This is a genomic window from Leucobacter triazinivorans (assembly GCF_004208635.1).
GTDB lineage: Bacteria > Actinomycetota > Actinomycetes > Actinomycetales > Microbacteriaceae > Leucobacter > Leucobacter triazinivorans.
The window spans coordinates 1,460,218-1,479,718 of sequence record NZ_CP035806.1 but is presented as its reverse complement, the minus strand read 5'-3'; the positions used below and the strand labels follow the sequence as shown (position 1 = coordinate 1,479,718).

Below are 19,501 nucleotides of genomic sequence, written 5' to 3'. Positions count from 1 at the left end.
CTCCGATCCTGCAGGCGCCGCTGATCCTCCCGCCGCCGATCCGCCGGGCCCGCGGATCGTCCTGCTGCCGATCCGCGGGGCCCGCGGATCCTCCTGCCGAATGAGCGGAGCGGCGAAGCCGCGGAGTCGAAATCCCGGAGCGCGGGTGAGCGCTAGCCGCGTTCGATGAGGGCGGTGGCGATCGCCGCGAGCCCCTCGCCGCGGCCCGTGAAGCCGAGGCCGTCGCTGGTCGTGGCGCCGAGGCTCACGGGAGCGCCGACGAGCTCCGACATCGTGCGCTGCGCCTCCTCGCGTCGCCGCACGAAGCGGGGCCGCTCGCCCACGATCTGCACCGACACGTTGACGGGCCGCCAGCCGTGCTCGTCCAGCCGGGAGAGGGCGATCCGCACGAACTCCGTGCTCGCGACGCCGGCGGTCTGCGGCTCATCCACTCCGACCAGTCCGCCGATGTCTCCGAGACCCGCTGCGGAGAGCAGTGCGTCGACCACGGCGTGGCACACGGCGTCGCCGTCGCTGTGCCCGGAGAGACCCGGTTCGCCCGGCCAGTCGAGACCCGCGAGGCGCAGCGGCGATCCCGCGTCGTAGGCGTGCACGTCGACGCCGGTGCCGATCCGCACATCGGAGGATCGCGCGCTCACGATTCCTCCGCCAGGCCCAGCGCGTTCGCGGTGAGGAAGTGCTCGAGGATCGGGAGGTCGGCGGTCGTGGTGAGCTTGTGCGCGCGGAGCTCGCCGGCGACCGTGCGCACCCGCCCGCCCGCTCGTTGCACTACCTCGGCGTCGTCGGTGGGGAGGCCGGAAGCGGAGTCGGATCCCGATTGCAGCCCGGCGGTGGCATGAGCGGCCGCGAGGGTCTCGCGTCGGAAGCCCTGGGGCGTCTGCACCGCGACCAGGGGCGCGCGATCCACCGTCTCGTGAACCACGCCGTCGGCGTCCACGCGCTTGAGCGTGTCGGCGACGGGCAGGGCGGGGATCACGGAGTCGCCCGTGCGGTGCAGCTCCGCGATCACGCGCTCGAAGAGAGCCGCGCTGGCGAAGGGGCGCGCGGCGTCGTGCACGAGCACCGTGTCGATCGACTCCGGCAGCGCGTCGAGGCCGAACCTCACCGACTCATGGCGCTGGCGCCCACCTGGCACCACGGAGACCTCCCAGAGCGACCCCTGGGGCAGCACCAGCTCGACGAGCTCGAGCGTGCGGGCCGCGTGCGATTCCGGCACGACGACGACGAGGTGCCCGGCGTGGGGGAGCGAAGTGATCACCCCGATCCCGAACTCGATGAGCGCGCGGCCGTGGAGCTCGAAGAACGCCTTCGGCTCCTCGGCTCCCAGGCGCACGCCGCGACCCGCGCCGACGAGCACGGCGCCCAGCGCGGCGAGTTGGTGAGGGGTGGTTCCCGCGGTTTCGTTCGCGTGTGCTGACGGAGTCATGGCCCCAGCGTACCCGCGCCGTGGAACCCTGAGACGGAGCACTCGCGCGTCAGGAGTTGTCACCAAACCCGTCGCGAGCTGACAACTCCTGACGCGCGTAGGAGAGAACGCGGGATCGTCACGTCCAGCGCCGTCTGCGCGCTCCGGACCACGGGCCGGCGCTGCGCCAGGCGCCCGAAGTTGCGCCGGTTGTTCGAACCCGAGCCCTCCAGCGCTGATACTTCACGCGATGTGAATCGATCGGATCGGTTTCGGTGCACCCAAACGCCCAGGCGCCACGGCGCGGAGGCTCCGGAGCGGAGGGGAACCGCCCGGAACGACGAAACGCCCCGCTCGGAAGCGGGGCGTCTCGGGAGGAGGGTCGGCAACGGGTTGCCTCAGGAGGCGAGCACCTCGTCGAGTACCGCTCCGGCCTTCTCCTCATCGGTCTTCTCGGCGAGGGCAAGCTCGGAGACGAGGATCTGGCGGGCCTTCGCCAGCATCCGCTTCTCTCCGGCAGACAGCGAGCGCACCTCTTGGTCGCGGCGCCACAGGTCGCGCACCACCTCGGACACCTTGATCACATCACCGGAGGCGAGCTTCTCGAGGTTCGCCTTGTACCGGCGGGACCAGTTGGTCGGCTCCTCGGTGAACGGGGCGCGCAGCACCTCGAACACGCGCTCGAGACCCTCCTGATCGATGACATCGCGCACGCCGACGAGATCGCAGTTCTCCGCGGGAACCTCGATGGTGAGATCGCCCTGGTTGACCTGCAGCTTCAAGAAGAGCTTCTCTTCTCCGCCGAGCTTGCGCTTCTTCACCTCGATGATCTTGGCTGCGCCGTGGTGGGGGTAGACGACGGTCTCTCCGACCTCAAATTGCATCGAGTGGCTCCTTTTCAGTCCACCTACTAGAATACCACACTCCTTCCGCACAGGGTTAGGCTTGCCTAAGCTGCATGGGATCCGACGCGCCGGGTATGATGATTCCAGACTGTGTCGGCCATCGGCGGCGCATGTGGACAGGGATCGAACCACGGCTCGGAGGACCATCTTGAAGATTCGGATCGCTTCGTCTGTCGCGCTGGCGGCGGCTCTCGCGCTCGGCGCGACCGGTTGCAGCCTGATCGCGCCGCAGGGCACGCTCAAGCCCTACGCGCCGAGCGACGGCGTCGACGTCACCGTGGAGAGCGTCGACGTGCGCAACATCCTGCTCATCGCAGACGAGACCGGCGACAGCTTCAACGTCGTCTTCGGCGCGGTCAACAGGACCGGCGAAACCCAGGATCTGGCGATCAACTTCATGGGCGAAGGATCCCAGCAGGACCGTGCAGAGTTCACGGTGCCGACCGGCAACACGCTCTTCGGCGATCCCGACGGCGACGAGTCGCCGGTGCTCGTCTCGCTGCCCGGCCTCGAGCCCGGAGCCACCATCTCGGCCTACTTCCAGGTGCCGGGCGCGTCCGAGGTCGAGTACGAGGTGCCGGTGCTCGACGGCACGCTCGAGGAGTACCGCAGGTACGTGCTCCCCGCCGGGTTCAGCCAGGCCGACGATTCCCCGGCGGCCGAAGAGCTCGCCGAGGCCGACGAGGCCGCCTCCCAGTCGAAGATCGGCGACGACATCGAGAGCGACGAAGCGGGCAACTGAGCCGTCTGCCCCAGCACGTCGAGGCCCCCGCGATCCCGAGAGAGGATCCCGGGGGCCTCGTGCGTCCGGCGGGGGCCGGCCGGTCTCGCGGTCGAGGATCCGCACCGCCGTTCGACGAAGCCCATGGGAGTGCGATCCCTGCGGGTTTCTCCGCTCTGCGTGGTCTCGCCCGTCGAACCTCCGCAGGTGCCCGTCGAACCTCCGCAGGTTCCCGCCGAGCCTCCGCGGGGCCCTGCCGAACCTCCGCAGGTGCCCGCCGAGATCCCGATGTTTGTCGCCACGCCTCCCGGGGAGCGACCGAAACCGGGATCTCGGCATGAAAGGTGACGGTCGTATGCGGCGAGTACGGTGCGGCCCGGATCTCGACTCGTCGCTGCGCTCCTCGCTCGATCGGCTGGGTGCGGGATGTTGCTGCGCTCCTCGCTCGATCGGCTGGGTGCGGGATGTTGCTGCGCTCCTCGCTCGAGCAGAGGCCCGGATGCCGACTCGACGCCGCGCCCCCGCTCGATCGGCGGCGGGACCGCCTACCCGAAGCGGTAGCCCACGCCCCGCACCGTCGAGATGAGCTTCGGCTTCGACGGCTCCTCCTCGATGCGGGCCCGGATCCGCTTGATGTGCACGTCGAGGGTCTTCGTGTCGCCGTAGTAGTTGCTGCCCCACACGCGGTCGATGAGCTGCCCGCGGGTGAGGACTCGCCCCGAGTGCCGCATGAGCATCTCGAGCAGCTCGAACTCGCGCAGCGGCATCGTGATCTCCTCGCCGCGCACCGCCACGGAGTGCCGCTCGGAGTCGAGACGGATCCCGAGCTCGTCGATCACCTGCGCGTCGAGATCCTCGTTCCGATCCTCGTCGTCGGTGCCGGATCGCCGCAGCGCGGCGCGCACGCGGGCGAGCAGCTCGCGCGTGGAGTAGGGCTTGGTGATGTAGTCGTCGGCGCCGAGTTCGAGCCCCACCACGATGTCGATCTCGCTGTCCTTCGCGGTGAGCATGATGATCGGCGTCTGGGAGGTCTGGCGGATGGTGCGGCACACCTCGGTGCCGGGAAGGCTCGGGAGCATGAGATCGAGCAGCACGAGGTCGGGCTGGGCCGCCGCGAAGACCTGTACTGCCTCGGCGCCGTCGTCGACGACGGTGACCCGGTATCCCTCGCGCTCGAGCAGGAAGGACAACGGGCGGGAGATCGACTCCTCGTCCTCGACGAGCAGGATGTGCTGTGCCACTACTGGGCTCCCTTCCGGAGATCTGATGTCTGCGCCTCGGATGCCTGCCGCTTCGCGTCGGCCGCACTGTCGTTCGCGGATCGCAGCGTGCGACGCGCCTTCTTCGCTCGCTTCGAGCTCTTGCGCGAGCCGGGAGGCTCGTGGAGCGGAAACGTGAGGGTGAAGCTGGAGCCGACCCCCGGCTGCGACCAGACGTCCACGTCGCCGCCGTGGGCCCGCATGGTGTGCCGGGCGATGCTGAGACCGAGCCCCGTGCCGCCCTCGCCGCGCGTGCGGGCGCCGTCGACCCGGTAGAAGCGCTCGAAGATGCGCGCCAGGTGCTCGGAGGGGATGCCCTCGCCCTGATCGGTCACGGTGACGAGGAAGTTCTTGCGGTCGAAGGACATTCCGATGCCGACGCGTCCGCCCTCGGGCGAGTGCCGGATCGCGTTGCTGAGCAGGTTCGCGATGGCCGCGCCGAGCGAGGTGGGGCGGCCGAGGATCATCGCGTCGCGATCCAGCGCCGAGTCGTCGGTGACGACGAGGTCGATGCCGTGCTGCGTCGCGAACGAGCGATGCGATTCGACCTCGCCGCGCACCAGGTCCCTCAGCGACACCGCCTCTCGGTCCTCGGGTCGCAGCGCCGACTGGGCCTCCGACAACTGGATGATGTCGCGCGACAGCTCGCCCAGTCGTCGGGACTCCTTCACCAGGCTCCTCGAGAAGTCGCGCACGACCTCCGGCTCGTCGGCGGCCTGCTGCACGGCCTCCGAGAGCAGTCCGATGGCGGCGATCGGGGTCTTCAGCTCGTGGCTCACGTTCGCGATGAAGTCGCGGCGCATTGTGTTCACCCGCTGCTCCTCGCCGAGATCCTCCGCGAGCACGACGACGAAGCGCTTCTGCAGGCGCACGATGTGGATCTTGACCGTGTCGGAGGGGTCGTTCGGATCGGGCTCGAGGATCTCGGGCGCCCCCGTCGACATGACCCGGCGCGCCCGGCCCAGGAACTCCGCATCGTGGATCTGATCGTCGCTGATGTGACGCTCCTGGCGCGCCGTCGGATTCGCGTAGACGGGGGTGAGGGACGCATCGAGGACCACCGCGAAGATATCGATCTCGTCGAGGAGAGCGGTGGCGACCTCGGGCAGTTCGGGCCGCATCTCGGCGGCGCGACGCGCGCCCGCTCGACGGGCGCCCTGGACGGCGAGCGCGGTGGCGAGTCCGACCAGTACGCCGAGGCTCGTCGACGCGAGAACGAGCAGAGTCGGATCCATGCCTCTCATCGTAGATGGAGGGTTTCCGGCCAGACGGTAGAGTTCAACTGTTGTTCACCTGCCGGTGCGGCTCGGTTCACCGGCGCCGCCCAGACTGATTGAGGTGCGCGTCGGCACTTGTCCACTGGGGCGCGCCGACCGGAACAGAGAGGAAACCCATGCGTGAGGTCTTTCAGCAGTCGTTGCACGAGGTGCAGGAGCGCCTGGTGCGGATTGCCGAGCTCGTCGAGGAAGCGATCGAGAACGCGACGACGGCCTTCGGCAACTCCGATGTCGCGGTCGCGGAGCAGGTGATCGACGCCGCGGACGAGATCGAGACCCTCGCGGCCGAGCTCGACCAGCTCACGATCGATATCCTCGCGCGCCAGCAGCCGGTCGCCTCCGACCTGCGCCTCATGGTGGGCGCGCTGCGCATGAGCGCATCGCTCGAGCGCATGGCGGATCTCGCGCAGCACATCGCGCAGCTCGCGCGCTACCGCTACCCCGAGAGCGCGATCCCGAAGGGCCTGAAGAAGACCTTCGTGCGCATGGGCGCGCTCGACGTGGAGATGGCGAGCAAGATCGTCGAGGTGCTGCGCACGCAGGATCCGAAGGTGATCGCGGAGGTCCGCGATCTCGACGACGATCTCGACGAGCTGCACGCCAAGGTGTTCGAGAAGGTGTTGAGCGACAAGCTCTCGGCCAATCCGACCGGCGTGGTCGATGCGACGCTCGCCAGTCGCTATCACGAGCGCTTCGGCGATCACGCCGTCGGCGTCGCCAAGCAGATGCAGTTCTTCCTCAGCGGCAGCCTCGACTAGGGCACGTCTCCTGGAAGGCGGGGTCGCGTGACCGGGGTGGTCGTTCCCGCGCAGAATCGAAGGCCCGTGAGGTGCAGTATCGGAGAGATACTGCACCTCACGGGCCTTGAATTTCGTGCGGTTTGCGTGAGCGCTCGGGATCGTGACACGGTCCAGCCCGCGCAAGGGCGCTGAGTGTGACGTGCCCCGCAGGTAGGCTGAGAGGGTGGAACAACGGATTTACGATTCGCGCGCGCAGAAGGTCGTCGACTTCGAGCCGCGCGAACCCGGACGCGTCGGGATGTACGTGTGCGGGCCGACCGTGCAGTCGGCTCCGCACATCGGACACCTGCGCAGCGCGCTCGTCTACGACCAGATGCGGCGCTGGTTCGCGGCGACCGGGCACGAGGTGTCCCTGATCCGCAATGTCACCGACGTCGACGACAAGATCCTCGACCACGCGCGCATCGCGCAGCAGGAACGGGGCGAGAGCGAGCAGTGGTGGGCTCTCGCCTACCGTGTGGAGCGGGAGTTCACCGCGGCGTACGACGCGCTCGGCGTGCTGCCGCCCACGTACGAGCCCCGCGCCACCGCCAACATCGCCGAGATGATCGCGCTCATCGAGCGGCTCATCGAGCGCGGACACGCCTACCAGGCCGCCGACGGCTCGGCCAGCGTCTACTTCGACACCGGATCCTGGCCGGAGTACGGCGCCCTCACCCGGCAGCGCCGCGATCAGATGGAGGACGCCGCCGACTCCGAGCCCGTGGGCAAGCGGGACCCGCGCGACTTCGCGCTGTGGAAGGCGCACCGGGATCACGAACCGCTCTCGGCCTCGTGGCCCTCGCCATGGGGGCGCGGCCGCCCCGGCTGGCACATCGAGTGCTCCGCCATGGCCACGCGCTACCTGGGTGAGGAGTTCGACATCCACGGCGGCGGCCTCGACCTGCGCTTCCCGCACCACGAGAACGAGCTCGCGCAGTCGACCGCTGCGGGTCAGCCGTTCGCGCGGCACTGGATCCACAACGGCCTCGTCAATACGGGCGGCCAGAAGATGTCGAAGTCGCTCGGCAACTCGCTCTTCGCGGCGGATCTGCTGGCCTCCGCGCGCCCGATCGTGCTGCGCTACTTCCTCGGTTCGGCCCACTACCGATCGGTGCTCGAGTTCTCCGACTCGTCGTTGGCCGAGGCGGAGGCCGCGTTCTCGCGCATCGAGGGCTTCCTCGCCCGTGCTGACTCCGTCGTTCCGCGCGAGCGGAGCGAGTCGCAGTATCCGGACGCGGTGGATCCTGCGGCTCCGTTCGCAGCGCTCACCGCGCGCAGGCTGACGGACGGGGGAGTCGAGGATCTGCCGGAGGCGTTCATCGCGGCGATGCTCGATGATTTCGCGGTGCCCCAGGCGCTCGCGGTGCTGCACGAGACCGTGCGCGCCGGCAACAGCGCGATCGACGCTGACGATGTCGTCGGGGCGGGTGCCCGCAGTCGCGAGGTCGTCGCCATGCTCGACGTGCTCGGCATCAACCCCCTCGATCCCGTCTGGCGGATTTCCGGCGACGACGAGAGCGGGCTTGCCGAGCAGGCCCTCGACTCGCTCGTGCAGGCCCTCATCGAACAGCGCGCCGCGGCCCGTGCGCACAAGGACTTCGCCGCGAGCGATGCGATCCGCGACCGCCTGCAGTCCGCGGGCGTCGCGCTGGAAGACACCCCGAACGGAACACGCTGGAGCCTGTCATGAGCAATAAGAAGAACCGCACCGGCGCCGTCCGGAAGAAGGGCCTCGGCAAGGCCGTCGGGTCCGGCGGCCAGGGGCGCCAGGCGCTCGAGGGGCGCGGGCCCACACCGAAGGCCGAGGACCGCGAGTACCACGCCAAGTACAAGGAGAAGAAGGCGCGCGAGCGCTACGAGGCCGCCAAGCAACGGCACGCCGCGAGCTCGGGCCGAGGGCCGGATCGCGGTGGACGCGGGGGCTCGAAGAAGGACGACGCAGAGCTCGTCACGGGGCGCAACGCCGTGCTCGAGGCGCTGCGCGCCAACATTCCCGCGACTGCCCTCTACATCGCGGCCCGTGTCGAGATGGACGACCGAATGCGCGAGATCCTGCGCCTCGCCACCAACCGCAACGTTCCGGTGCTCGAGGTGATGCGCCCCGAGATGGATCGGATGACGGATCGCGACTCCGTGCACCAGGGGGTCGTGCTCAAGGTGCCGCCCATGGAGTACGCGCATCCGCTCGAACTGCTCGACGAGATCGTGGATCGCGACCAGACGCCGCTCCTCGTGGCGCTCGACGGCGTGACCGATCCGCGCAACCTCGGTGCGATCATCCGCTCCGTGGCCGCGTTCGGCGGACAGGGCGTGGTCGTGCCGCAGCGCCGATCTGCGGGCCTCAACTCGGCGGCGTGGAAGACGTCGGCCGGCGCGGCGGCGCGCATCCCGGTGGCGATGGCCTCGAATCTCACGCAGACGATCAAGGAGTTCAAGAAGCAGGGCGTCTTCGTCGTCGGTCTCGACGGCGGCGGAGAGGTGTCGCTGCCCGGCCTCGAGCTCGCAGACCGTCCGCTCCTGCTCGTCGTGGGGAGCGAGGGCAAGGGGCTCTCGCGACTCGTGACCGAGCACTGCGACGCGGTGGTCTCGATCCCGATCTCCTCGGCGACGGAATCGCTGAACGCCGGCATCGCCGCGAGCGTCGCACTGTACGAGGTGTCCAAGCTGCGCGCCGGTCGAACCGCCTAGAAGCGTCTAGAGCACGGTGAGGTCGGTGGCCCGCCAACGGGTGCCGTTGTGCTCCAGGCGCAGCGCGACCGAGCGGGAGCGCGGTTCGGCGTAGAGCACGACGGTGGCCTCGACGATGTGCGGCAGCGGGCGGTCGATGTGGGCCGGACCGGGGCACGCCACGATGCGGCGGGCGTCCCGGTAGAGCGTGCGGCGCTCCGTGCGCGCGGCGCGGCGCTCCTGAATCGCTGTCGCGACCTCGCGCGTGATCCACCCGCCGAGCTGCGCGACCGAGCGGCAGCCCTCGAGCGCCTCGAAGGCGTAGAGCGCGAGCTTCTGGATCGTGAGCGTCGAGGGGGCCGGAACGTCGGCTTCGGTGCTCGTGTCGAACGCGGCCCGGTCGAGGTAGCGGTCGGGGTGCGGGACCGCTCGGAGACGGGGGAGCCCCGGGGCCTCTGCGGTCGGGAAGTGCTGGGAGGAGCGCGGGAGAGCAGCGGGCATGGTGGTCCTTCGTCGTGGGCCCCGATGCAATGACCCCAACCCTGAGCGTTTCCTATTCCCTGCATTGGCCGGGGCAATGAACTGCGGTGTGTGGAGCATCAGCATAGGAACCGAGGCGTATGGCGGGTCAAGAGACGTCTGCGCCCTGTGCGTTCAGTTCCAGTGGCTCGACGGCGGGGGCCGATACCGGTCGTCCGCAGCTCCGCGGAACGCGGATCCTCTAGTCTGGAATCGTGGCGACTCTGCGGAACCTTGCGATGAAGTACTCGACCCTCGACGAAGAAGAGATCGAGTGGCTCGAACTGCTCGCGCTCGACTGGCAACTGCTCGCCGATCTCGCGCTGAGCGATGTCGTGCTGTGGGTGCCGACCGAGGACGGCGGCTACCTCGCGGTGGCGCACAGCCGACCCGCCGGATCCGTCACGCTCTTCTACCGGGACGTGATCGGCGACTTCCTGCGCCCGGACTGGCGGGGTCTCGTGGACGAGGCGATGGAGACCGGCAAGCCGGTGGCCTCGACCTCGCCCGCGTGGTACGAAGAGAACCCCATGCGCCTCGCGGCATATTCGGTGAGTCGCCAGGACGAGCAGGGCACGGTGCACGGGCCGTTCGCGGTTGCAACGGTGCACACGAGCGTGGCCGACACGCAGAAGGCGTCGCGGATCGGCGCGGCGTTCCGGGAGGTCTCCGACGACCTCTTCGCGATGATCCAGAACGGGCTCTTCCCCTCTCCCAGCAGCTCGCGCGGCGGTGAGCAGGGGGCGCCGCGCGCGTCGGACGGGCTGGTGCGCGTGAACCTCGAGGGCATCGCCACGTTCGCGAGCCCCAACACCCAGACGACCTTCACCACGCTGGGGTACCGCGATGAGATCGAGGGCGAGAACTTCGCCGAGGTCATCGCAGAGATCGTGAAGGGGCAGTTCGACACCAACGAGTCGCTGCCGCTGATCGCACAGGGCAAGGTGGCGAAGCGGCTCGAGATCACGGCGCGCGGCCACACCGTGACCCTGCGGTCGATTCCGGTCATCCGCGACGGGGCCCGGGTCGGGGGTATCGTGCTGACGCGCGACGTCAGCGAGCTGCGGCAGCAGGCGCAGGAGCTCATCACCAAGGATGCGACGATTCGCGAGATCCACCACCGGGTGAAGAATAATCTGCAGACCGTGGCCTCGCTGCTGCGGGTGCAGGCGCGCCGCGCACGCAGCGAGGAGGCCAAGCAGGTGCTCGGCCAGGCCATGCGCCGCGTCGCCGCGATCGCCGTGGTGCACGATACGCTTTCGACCGGACTCTCGCAGATCGTCGACTTCGACGTGGTCTTCGACCGTGTGCTCGGCCTGGCCGCCGAGGTCGCGAGTCTGCACAACACCACGGTGCATCCGCACAAGGAGGGCAAGTTCGGCGAGCTGCCCTCGGAGTACGCCACGCCGCTCGCGCTCGCCCTCACCGAGATCGTCACGAACGCCGTGGAGCACGGGCTCGCGGGGGGCGAGGGCGAGGTCTTCATCAGGGCCGAGCGCAGCGACGAGCGCCTCGGGGTCGAGGTCATCGACACGGGAACGGGTCTGCCGGGCGGCACAGTGGGCGACGGGCTGGGCACTCAGATCGTGCGCACGCTCGTCGAGGGCGAGCTGGGCGGCAGCATCACCTGGGGGCCCGACGCGCGGGGCGGTACCCGGGTGGCGATCCAGGTGCCGCTGCACTGGATCTCGGCCCAGACGCGCGAGATGCCGAGCGTGCAGGTCTGACGCGCGCGATGCCCCTCGGTTGCGTGCTCACGGGGCGCATCGCGCGCTCGCCGGCGCCGCGGTGCGGCTCGCGGCGAGACAGCCTTCAGCGGCGATTGCGGACCGCGACGGCGATCCCGACCGCGAGCAGCAGCACGCCGAGGCCGATCACCGTTGCGGTGATCCACCAGGCGGTGTCGATGCCGCCGGGGCTGAACGCCCGCTGGGTCGCGTAGCCGCAGAAGGCGAGGATCAGCGCACCCCACACGATGGGGCCGGTGCGGGGCCCGGTGCGGTTCGACCCGCGCGCACCGGGCACGTCGGCCGGGTCCCGGTGCGGTGCGGCGTGCGTCTGCTGCTGCGGCTGGACCGGCTCCGGCCGCGGGTCCTCTGCGCGGGGTTCGGTGGTCATCGGGCCATCTCCTCTTCGAGTTCGTTGAGTGCATCGCGGAGGTCGTCTCGCTCTGCCCGGAGCGCGGTGCGATCCTCGAGGTCCAGCCCCGGCTCGTCGAGTTGCCACTCGACGCGCCCCAGTTCCTCTTCGAGGCGCTCGACCCGTTCGCGGTTCGAGAGCTCCTCCTGCGCGGAGCGCTCCCGCTCCTCGTCTGTGAGTCGCTCCCGCGACATATCGGCGGTCGAGCCCTCGATCCGCACGTTCCCCGCGAGCAGGTAGACGGTCACCCGCGCCACCGATTCGTCGGCGAAGGCGTCGCCGGTTCCCGTGAGGGCCACCCCGGTGTCCGTGCGCAGGAACGGCCCGGACAGACGCATTCCGTCCCGCTCCGTTCCCCGTTCGCTGATGTTGCCCGCGAGCACGCGTACCCGCACGGCGGTCGGGTGCGACTCGGGCAGCGTCACCGTCGTATTGCCGGCGAGCTGCCAGATGGCGAGTTCGCCCTGCTCATCCGGAGTATCGTCGAGCGAGCGCAGGTCGACCTTCGCGTTGCCCGCGATGATGACCGCCCCCGGGGCGCTCAGCCCGTCCACGAGCATGGTGCCGAAGGGCTGGAAGCGCGTTCCCCAGGGCAGCACCGCGGTGACGAGCAGCGCCAGCACCCCGCAGGCGGAGAGGAAGCCGACCCAGCCGGTGTACCGCCCGCGCACCCCTGCCACGATGAGCGAGAGGGCGAGCACCGCCAGGGCGGCGATCAGCGCCGCGACGAGCGGCGCCGGTGCGACACTCGCCACCGCCGGCATCGCGTCGAGACCGAGCACCCAGAATCCGGTGAGGCCGCCGGCGAGCAGCGCGAGTGCGAGCGTGAGGATGGTCTGCCCGGCGCCGAGACGGTGCGCGTCGTGATGCTCGGCGTAGCGTGCGCTCCACTCGTCGGCCTGGCGCCCCACGTCTGCGCTCCAGCGGTTCGCCTGCTCGCCCACGCGCTGCCCCCACTCGGCGGTGCGGTTGGCGAACTCGTCGGTGCGTTCGGAGAACGAGCGCGGACGATCGTCGAACGCGGGCGGATCATCGTCGAACGAACCAGCTGAACCGGCTGAACCGGCCGAACCGGGATCCGTCGATTCCCCGGCGCCGCGCCCGGATGCGGTCCCGGTCGTCTGCGCGGGACCGTCGGCGGTCTCGGCGAACACGGGACCGGCTGCGGCCGAGGCGGGGGAGGCCGCCTCGGGGGATCCCGTGGCGGCCGAGGACTCGTGCGTGCCGCGTTCGCTCTGCTCGCGGCCGCGCCGCAGCACCGCGCTGCGCAGCCAGATGATGCCGAGCACGAGGATCGCGATCCAGAACAGCCACGCGATCGTGCGTGTCAGCCACTCCGGAATGCCCATCGAGGCCCAGAGATCCCAGCCCCAGAAGCTCGGCGCTCCGAGCAGCGGCACACCGCTCACCGCGAAGCCGAAGAGCGCGGGGACGATGAGCAGCGAGGCGAGCACGATCGCCGTGACGAGCACCCAGGTCTCGGCACGCCCGCGAAAGATGTCCTCCGTGTGGATGCGCCCCTGCGCGTCGGGCAGCAGCAGCCATCCGGCGAGGTAGATGAGCAGGCCGGGGCCGCCGAGCAGCGCGAGCACGACGAACACCCCGCGCACGATGAGGGGATCGATGCCCGCCTTCGCGGCAATCCCGCCTGCGACGCCGGCGAACCAGCGATCGGAGCCGCGCACGATGCCGATGCCGCGCAGCCAGCCGTAGAAGGATCCGCCGGACTGCGGGCGGTCGGGGCCCGGGCCTGACGGTTCGGAGTCGGGTGATGATGTCATGCTCCGAGTCTGCCCGCACCGGCCGAAGCGCACCATCGGGGTTCACCCTGATCGATCCCTGAACCTCGGCCGTGAGACCCCCGGGTGTCGGGGGTTGGTGCTTGGATGGGAGCATGGACCGACCGCCCCTCAGCCGCTCGCGCGACGACCGCGTGATCGCCGGGGTGTGCGCGGGGCTGGCGCAGCATCTCGGAATGCCCGTCGTGCCGGTGCGCGGTGCGATGATCGCGCTCGCGCTGCTCGGGGGCTTCGGCGCGCTGCTCTACCTCTGGCTGTGGGGCACGGTCCCCCGCTCGGGCGAGACCGAGGGGGTGCTGCCGCTCAGGCGCGCGCTCACGCGCCCTGCGGGCGGGGGATCCGGAGCCGTCGTTCCCGCGGCAGCGCCCGCCCGTTCGGTCGCGGATGCCGTTCCGGGCGCCGCAGGCACAGCGCGCTCGGGCGCCGCAGCCGGAACGGCATCCGACGCGGGCTCTGCCGCGGCGAGTGCAGTCGGTGCCGTCGATGCCGCGGCGGAGAGCGCTGTGCGCCGATGGCCCATCGCCGAGCTGCTCCTCGGCGCCGGTCTCCTGGTCGCGGGCGCGGGACTGGTGCTCGAGCGGCTCGGTGTGCGGCTCGAGCTCGAGGTGATGCTGCCCGCGCTCGCGGTGCTGGTCGGCGTGGGCCTCACCTGGTGGCAGATCGCGGATCGAGATCGCCCGGATCGCACCCAGTTGCCCCGCGTGCTCGGAGCGCTCGCGCTCGTGGCGGTCGGTGTGCTCATGTTCTTCCTGACCTCCCGCGAGCCCAGCGCGTGGACCGTCATTGCGGCGGCCGTCTCCGTGCTCGCCGGGGTCTCGCTCGCCGTGGCACCGTGGGTGCTGCGCATCAATCGAGAGCTCATGGCCGAGCGCGCGGCGCGGGCGCGCGAGGCAGAGCGGGCCGAGATCGCGGCGCATCTGCACGACTCGGTGCTGCAGACCCTCGCCCTGATCCAGCAGCGCTCGGAGCCCGGCAGCGAGATCGCGAGGATCGCGCGCGGGCAGGAACGAGAGCTGCGGGAGTGGCTGTTCCGGGGCGCCGACGGTGGGACCGGCGCCCCGCGTGCGGCAGTCGAGGCCGAACTGCGTGCGCACGCCCAGGAGCTCGAAGCGCGGTATCCGGTGCGCTTCGAGATCGTGGCGGTGGGCGCAGGCGCCGGCCTGGTCGCGCCGGACGCCATCGTCGCGGCGGCTCGGGAGGCGATGCTCAATGCGGCTCGGCACGCGGAAGGCGAGGTCACCGTCTATCTGGAGGCATCGGGGGAGCGCATCACGGTCGACGTGACCGATCGGGGGCCGGGGGTCGACGTCGACGCGCTGCCCGAGGGGCGCATGGGCGTGCGGGAATCGATTCTCGGGCGCATGGAGCGCGCCGGCGGCACGGCGGCGATCGTGCCCGGCCCCGGTGGATCGGGCACTTCGGTGCGACTGGCGATCCCGCGCACGAGCGGAACGGACCCTGAGGAGGAGCAATGACCCCGGGAACAGACGACGCGGCGTCGATCCGCGTGGTGATCGTCGACGACCACCAGATCTTCCGCACCGGACTCCGGGCCGAGCTGGGTGCCGAGCTCGAAGTGGTGGGCGAGGCGGCCGGGGTCGACGAGGCGGTGGAGTGCATCGCGACCACCGCACCCGACGTGGTGCTGCTCGACGTGCACCTGCCGGGCGGGGCGGGAGGCGGTGGCGCCGAGGTGCTGCGGCGTCTGGCGGCGGTGGCGGCGGTTCGGGGCACACGGTTTCTCGCGCTGAGCGTGTCGGACGCGGCCGACGATGTGGTCAGCGTGATCCGCGCGGGTGCGCGCGGCTACCTCACCAAGACCGCATCGGGCGCGGAGGTCACCGCCGCAGCCGTGCGCGTTCGCGACGGCGACGCCGTGTTCTCGCCCCGCCTCGCCGGCTTCGTGCTCGACGCCTTCGGGGCGGGCGTGGGGGAGATCGCCGCCGCCGACGACGAACTCGACCGCCTCTCGGCGCGCGAGCAGGAGGTGATGCGCATGATCGCACGCGGCTACGCCTACAAGGAGGTCGCGGCCGAGCTCTTCCTCTCGATCAAGACGGTCGAGACCCACGTCTCGAATGTGCTGCGCAAGCTGCAGCTCTCCAACCGCCACGAGCTCACCGCGTGGGCGCTGCAGCGCCGGCTGCTCTGAACCGCGGCGCTGCTGGGAGCTACGGTGCTGCGCTGAACCGCGGTGCTGCGCAGACCCTCGGTGCGGCTGCGATGCGCGGTGCTGCGCTGATCCTCGGTGCGGTTGCGATCCTCATCCCCAGCCCGGCAGCCACAGGTGAGCGCGCCAGAACCACTCGGCCACGGGCATCCCCGACCACACCGGGAAGAAGAGCGCCGCGAGCACGACGGCGGCTGCGAGGAAGATGGCGACGGCGACCCTTCTTCCGGCGAGCTCCTCGGCACCGGCCGCGGGCCGCGCGCCGCTGCGCGCGCCCCAGGCGGCGCGCAGAGGGATGCCGCTGAGCAGGCCGAGCAGCAGTGCGAGTGCGAGCGCCGAGAACGGGGTGAGCACGACGGCGTAGAACTGGAACACGGCCGAGCGCGAGAACGTGAGCACCCAGGGCAGCCAGCCCGAGAGGTAGCCGGTGACGACGAACGCTGCCGCGACCACGAGCGGATCCGGGACCGTTCGCGCCGGTCCCGCGTGCCGACCCGGGTCCCGTGCGTGCACGAGGCGCCGGATCGCGATCACGGCGAGCACCAGCAGAGCGACCGCCCCGCCCCAGGTCACGAGCGGGTTCGGCAGCGGGGAGATCGCGGCGACGCACGCCGCCCACGGGCACCCGTCGCTCCAGTGCGATTCGTACATCGCGGTCGGCACCAGCGCGAGCGGCCAGGTCAGCGGGTGCGACTGGTAGGGGTGCGGGGCGCTCAACGTGCTGTGCCAGTCGAGCATCCCGGCGTGATAGCGCGCGAGCGCCACCGGCCAGGGGACTCCGGGCGTGCGTCCCCAGCCGCCCGGCTGCACGATCCACCCCGCCCAGCTCGCCAGATACACGAGCCCGGCGGCGGGCAGCGCGATGGCCGCCGCGACGAGCGCCTGGAGCGCCGTACGGGTCACGACCGCGCCGCGTGTCGCACGGGTCACGACCGATCCGCTGCCCGCGCCGGGTGTCGCGCCGCTGCCCGCCGCGTGCTCCGCGGATCTCGTGTCGGCCGGGATCCCTCCATCGCGGGCGCGTCCCTCCTCGCGGGCGTCGCGCAGCCTGGCCAGCAGATCCCGCACCGTCGCGTAGACGAGGAAGAACGCGAGCGGGTACAGGCCCGACCACTTGATCGCGGCGGCCGCCCCGAAGGCGGCGCCCGCCGCGAGCAGCCAGGGCCGCTGCCAGACGATGCGTCTCCAGGCGATCCCGCGCCCGATCGTGCGCTCACCGTCGCGCCACACGAACAGTGCGCCCAGCGCGACGAACAGGGTGAGTAGCCCGTCGAGCAGCCCGACCCTGGTCAGCACCACGTGCACGCCGTCGACGGCCAGCAGCAGCCCGGCGACGCACGCGATGGCGAGGCTGCGCGACAGCAGCCAGCCGAGTCGCATCACCACGGCCACCGTCGCCACCCCGGCGAGGGCGACCGCGCTGCGCCATCCCCATCCGCTGCCCGGCCCGAAGAGCAGCACCCCGAGCCCGATCAGCCACTTGCCGAGGGGCGGATGGACCGCGTTGGCGGGGGCATCGGTGAAGCCCGTCGCGCGAGAGCCGCTCATGTCGGGATCGGCGTCGGGCCAGACCGTGGGGAACCCATGGGCCACCTGACTGATGGCATCGCGCACGTAGTACAGCTCGTCGAAGACCAGGGTGTCGGGGCGGGAGAGCGCCCAGAACCGCAGGATGGCGGCGATCCCGAGCACCGCGGCAGGGCCCAGCCACCGCAGGCCCCGCAGCCGTCCCGATCCGCTCACGCCTCCAGCCTAGAGCGGTCGCGTTCCGCCGTTCGTGCAGGAGATCGATGCTCGCGCGGGCGGAAACCGCGGATTCGCTCCGCATGGGCGTCGATCTCCTGTCTGAGCGGAGCCGGGGAGCGGAGGCGGGGAGCGGAGCGGGGGGCGCGGAGACGGGGCCTGCGCCCGAGCCCGCTGTGGCCGGCGCTACGATGGTGGGGTGATCACTCGCCTCAGCAACTACTTCCTGAAGACCCTTCGTGAGGATCCCGCCGATGCCGAGGTGGCCAGCCACAAGCTGCTCGTGCGCGCGGGATACATCCGCCGGCAGGCGCCGGGGGTGTTCGGGTGGATGCCGCTCGGTCTGCGCGTCAAGGAGAAGATCGAGCGCATCATCCGCGAGGAGATGTCCGCTGCCGGAGCGCACGAAGTGCACTTCCCGGCGCTGCTGCCGCGCGAGCCCTACGAGGCCACCGGACGCTGGGAGGAGTACGGCGACGCGCTGTTCCGCCTCAAGGACCGGCACGGCGCCGACTATCTGCTCGCGCCGACCCACGAGGAGGCCTTCACCCTCATGGTGAAGGACATCGTGTCCTCGTACAAGGATCTGCCGCTCTCGCTCTACCAGATCCAGGACAAGTACCGGGACGAGGCGCGGCCCCGGGCAGGGTTGCTCCGCGGCCGCGAGTTCACGATGAAGGACGCCTACTCCTTCGACGTGAGCGACGAGGGGCTCGACGCCGCGTACCAGAAGCAGCGCGACGCCTACGAGCGCATCTTCACCCGCCTCGGCATCGAGTACGTGATCGTATCTGCAGACGCCGGTGCGATGGGTGGCTCGCGCAGCGAGGAGTTCCTGCTGCCCATCGACATCGGGGAGGACACGTTCGTGCGCTCCGAGGGCGGCTACGCGGCGAACGTCGAGGCCTATCGGGCTCCCGTCCCCGCGGCGTTGCCGATCGCCGGTCAGCACGCGGCGCTGGTCTACGATTCTCCCGAGACGCCCACCATCGAGACGCTCGTGTCGCACACGAATGCGGTGCTGCCCCGCGCCGACGGCCGGGAGTGGACCGCCGCCGACACGCTCAAGAACGTGGTGCTCGCGGTGACGTCGCTCGAGGGCGAGCGCGAGATCGTCGTCGTCGGCATCCCCGGAGACCGGGACGCCGACATGAAGCGCGTCGAGGTGGCCTTCCCGAACTGCGAGGTGGAGCCCGCGACCGACGACGACTTCACGAAGCACCCGGGGCTCGTCAAGGGCTACATCGGGCCGGTGCTGAACGGCGCGGCCGTTCTGGGGAGCGAGGGCTCGACGGGGATCCGCTATCTGCTCGATCCCCGCGTGGTCGACGGCACCTCGTGGGTGACCGGGGCCAACGCGCATGAGAAGCACGTGGCCTACCTGGTCGCCGGCCGCGATTTCACCGCTGACGGGGTGGTCGACATCGCGACCGTGCGCGACGGGGACCCGGCTCCCGACGGATCCGGGCCGGTGTCGCTGGCGCGCGGGATGGAGATCGGGCACGTGTTCCAGCTCGGTCGCAAGTACGCCGAGGCGCTCGGCCTGAAGGTGCTCGACGAGAACGGCAAGCTCGTCACCGTGACGATGGGATCCTACGGTATCGGTGTGACCCGCATCATGGCGGCGCTCGCCGACCTCAACCACGATGATCGCGGGCTCGTCTGGCCGCGCGCTATCGCGCCGTTCGACGTGCATCTCGTGGCTACGGGCAAGGATCCCGTGGTGTTCGAGCGGGCTGAGGAGCTCGCGGATTCGCTGTCGCGGGCCGGCATCGACGTGCTCTTCGACGACCGGCCGAAGGTGTCGCCCGGCGTGAAGTTCGGCGACGCCGAGCTGCTGGGCGTGCCGCGCGTGGTGGTGGTCGGGCGCGACGCCGCCGAGGGCTTCGCCGAGGTGTGGGATCGCGCGGCGGGCACGAAGGACCGAGTGGCCATCGCGGACGTGCCCGCGCTGTTCGACGCGTAGGCGTTCGCTGCCGCAGGGGCGGGTCGGGAGATTCTCCCGACCCGCCCCTCTGCGTGCCCGGGATTCCCCCGATCGCGCCCGCACGTCGATTCGCCGAGTTATCCACAGATTCTGCGATCACGCGTTCAGCGCCTGCCTCGGCCGACTAC

At 70.6% G+C, this 19,501-nt stretch carries 17 protein-coding genes; 8 read left to right on the top strand and 9 right to left on the bottom strand.

Annotated elements, in window-relative coordinates:
• Positions 1–152 precede the first annotated feature (152 nt).
• From ispF to EVS81_RS06730, 3 genes are all read right to left on the bottom strand, one after another.
• Positions 153–638, bottom strand: a complete 486-nt coding sequence (gene ispF, locus EVS81_RS15890; RefSeq protein WP_240740016.1) for a 2-C-methyl-D-erythritol 2,4-cyclodiphosphate synthase — start codon at positions 636–638, stop codon at positions 153–155.
• On the bottom strand, positions 635–1,426 hold the full coding sequence (gene ispD / locus EVS81_RS15885; RefSeq protein WP_130109701.1) for a 2-C-methyl-D-erythritol 4-phosphate cytidylyltransferase: 792 nt from the start codon (positions 1,424–1,426) through the stop codon (positions 635–637). Before ispD ends, ispF begins: the two co-directional genes overlap by 4 nt.
• Before the next feature lie 377 nt (positions 1,427–1,803).
• Positions 1,804–2,289, bottom strand: a complete 486-nt coding sequence (locus EVS81_RS06730) for a CarD family transcriptional regulator (protein WP_087013543.1) — start codon at positions 2,287–2,289, stop codon at positions 1,804–1,806.
• A 169-nt stretch (positions 2,290–2,458) separates the two neighbouring features.
• Between EVS81_RS06730 and EVS81_RS06725 the strand changes: the two genes are divergently transcribed.
• Entirely contained in the window at positions 2,459–3,052 is a 594-nt protein-coding gene (locus EVS81_RS06725) for a DNA modification methylase (protein ID WP_130109700.1), read from the top strand.
• A 524-nt stretch (positions 3,053–3,576) separates the two neighbouring features.
• Here EVS81_RS06725 and EVS81_RS06720 read toward each other — a convergent pair.
• Together EVS81_RS06720 and EVS81_RS06715 are read right to left on the bottom strand one after the other, a co-directional pair.
• Positions 3,577–4,272 (bottom strand): response regulator transcription factor, encoded by a 696-nt coding sequence (locus EVS81_RS06720; RefSeq protein WP_130109699.1) that lies wholly within the window; start codon positions 4,270–4,272, stop codon positions 3,577–3,579.
• A complete protein-coding gene (locus EVS81_RS06715) occupies positions 4,272–5,525 on the bottom strand; it encodes a sensor histidine kinase (RefSeq protein WP_130109698.1) in 1,254 nt (417 codons plus the stop codon). Before EVS81_RS06715 ends, EVS81_RS06720 begins: the two co-directional genes overlap by 1 nt.
• Positions 5,526–5,683: 158 nt before the next feature.
• On the opposite strand from EVS81_RS06715, the gene phoU reads away from it, so the two are divergent.
• The 3 genes from phoU (at position 5,684) to rlmB (ending at position 9,037) form a co-directional block, all read left to right on the top strand.
• Complete coding sequence (phoU, locus tag EVS81_RS06710; RefSeq protein WP_130109697.1) at positions 5,684–6,325, top strand: phosphate signaling complex protein PhoU; 642 nt, start codon at positions 5,684–5,686, stop codon at positions 6,323–6,325.
• A 205-nt stretch (positions 6,326–6,530) separates the two neighbouring features.
• Positions 6,531–8,039, top strand: coding sequence for a cysteine--tRNA ligase (gene cysS, locus EVS81_RS06705; RefSeq protein WP_130109696.1), 1,509 nt, complete (start codon positions 6,531–6,533; stop codon positions 8,037–8,039).
• On the top strand, positions 8,036–9,037 hold the full coding sequence (gene rlmB / locus EVS81_RS06700) for a 23S rRNA (guanosine(2251)-2'-O)-methyltransferase RlmB (protein WP_130109695.1): 1,002 nt from the start codon (positions 8,036–8,038) through the stop codon (positions 9,035–9,037). The genes cysS and rlmB overlap by 4 nt, the downstream gene beginning before the upstream one ends.
• A gap of 6 nt (positions 9,038–9,043) precedes the next feature.
• On the opposite strand, the gene EVS81_RS06695 is transcribed toward rlmB, so the two are convergent.
• The gene (locus EVS81_RS06695; protein ID WP_130109694.1) at positions 9,044–9,517 is read right to left on the bottom strand and encodes an Rv3235 family protein; all 474 of its coding nucleotides are present in this window, start codon (positions 9,515–9,517) and stop codon (positions 9,044–9,046) included.
• A gap of 233 nt (positions 9,518–9,750) precedes the next feature.
• On the opposite strand from EVS81_RS06695, the gene EVS81_RS06690 reads away from it, so the two are divergent.
• Entirely contained in the window at positions 9,751–11,262 is a 1,512-nt protein-coding gene (locus tag EVS81_RS06690; protein ID WP_240740015.1) for a sensor histidine kinase, read from the top strand.
• A gap of 85 nt (positions 11,263–11,347) precedes the next feature.
• On the opposite strand, the gene EVS81_RS06685 is transcribed toward EVS81_RS06690, so the two are convergent.
• On the bottom strand, positions 11,348–11,653 hold the full coding sequence (locus EVS81_RS06685) for a hypothetical protein (protein ID WP_130109693.1): 306 nt from the start codon (positions 11,651–11,653) through the stop codon (positions 11,348–11,350).
• Entirely contained in the window at positions 11,650–13,455 is a 1,806-nt protein-coding gene (locus tag EVS81_RS06680; protein ID WP_165384201.1) for a PspC domain-containing protein, read from the bottom strand. Before EVS81_RS06680 ends, EVS81_RS06685 begins: the two co-directional genes overlap by 4 nt.
• Before the next feature lie 113 nt (positions 13,456–13,568).
• On the opposite strand from EVS81_RS06680, the gene EVS81_RS06675 reads away from it, so the two are divergent.
• Together EVS81_RS06675 and EVS81_RS06670 are read left to right on the top strand one after the other, a co-directional pair.
• Complete coding sequence (locus EVS81_RS06675) at positions 13,569–14,948, top strand: ATP-binding protein (RefSeq protein ID WP_130109691.1); 1,380 nt, start codon at positions 13,569–13,571, stop codon at positions 14,946–14,948.
• The gene (locus EVS81_RS06670) at positions 14,945–15,625 is read left to right on the top strand and encodes a LuxR C-terminal-related transcriptional regulator (RefSeq protein ID WP_130109690.1); all 681 of its coding nucleotides are present in this window, start codon (positions 14,945–14,947) and stop codon (positions 15,623–15,625) included. The genes EVS81_RS06675 and EVS81_RS06670 overlap by 4 nt, the downstream gene beginning before the upstream one ends.
• A 111-nt stretch (positions 15,626–15,736) precedes the next feature.
• Here EVS81_RS06670 and EVS81_RS06665 read toward each other — a convergent pair whose 3' ends face one another.
• On the bottom strand, positions 15,737–17,386 hold the full coding sequence (locus EVS81_RS06665; RefSeq protein WP_240740014.1) for a phospholipid carrier-dependent glycosyltransferase: 1,650 nt from the start codon (positions 17,384–17,386) through the stop codon (positions 15,737–15,739).
• Positions 17,387–17,585: 199 nt separating this feature from the next.
• Between EVS81_RS06665 and EVS81_RS06660 the strand changes: the two genes are divergently transcribed.
• Entirely contained in the window at positions 17,586–19,352 is a 1,767-nt protein-coding gene (locus EVS81_RS06660) for a proline--tRNA ligase (RefSeq protein WP_130109689.1), read from the top strand.
• Positions 19,353–19,501 lie beyond the last annotated feature (149 nt).

What these genes read in the sequence shown, in the direction of transcription:
- phoU (WP_130109697.1), top strand. Translation starts at nt 5,684, where the DNA reads ATGCGTGAGGTCTTTCAGCAGTCGTTGCACGAGGTGCAGGAGCGCCTG.
- EVS81_RS06730 (WP_087013543.1), bottom strand. Translation starts at nt 2,289, where the DNA reads ATGCAATTTGAGGTCGGAGAGACCGTCGTCTACCCCCACCACGGCGCA.
- EVS81_RS06695 (WP_130109694.1), bottom strand. Translation starts at nt 9,517, where the DNA reads ATGCCCGCTGCTCTCCCGCGCTCCTCCCAGCACTTCCCGACCGCAGAG.
- EVS81_RS06670 (WP_130109690.1), top strand. Translation starts at nt 14,945, where the DNA reads ATGACCCCGGGAACAGACGACGCGGCGTCGATCCGCGTGGTGATCGTC.
- EVS81_RS06715 (WP_130109698.1), bottom strand. Translation starts at nt 5,525, where the DNA reads ATGGATCCGACTCTGCTCGTTCTCGCGTCGACGAGCCTCGGCGTACTG.
- EVS81_RS06680 (WP_165384201.1), bottom strand. Translation starts at nt 13,455, where the DNA reads ATGACATCATCACCCGACTCCGAACCGTCAGGCCCGGGCCCCGACCGC.
- rlmB (WP_130109695.1), top strand. Translation starts at nt 8,036, where the DNA reads ATGAGCAATAAGAAGAACCGCACCGGCGCCGTCCGGAAGAAGGGCCTC.
- ispD (WP_130109701.1), bottom strand. Translation starts at nt 1,426, where the DNA reads ATGACTCCGTCAGCACACGCGAACGAAACCGCGGGAACCACCCCTCAC.
- EVS81_RS06685 (WP_130109693.1), bottom strand. Translation starts at nt 11,653, where the DNA reads ATGACCACCGAACCCCGCGCAGAGGACCCGCGGCCGGAGCCGGTCCAG.
- EVS81_RS06675 (WP_130109691.1), top strand. Translation starts at nt 13,569, where the DNA reads ATGGACCGACCGCCCCTCAGCCGCTCGCGCGACGACCGCGTGATCGCC.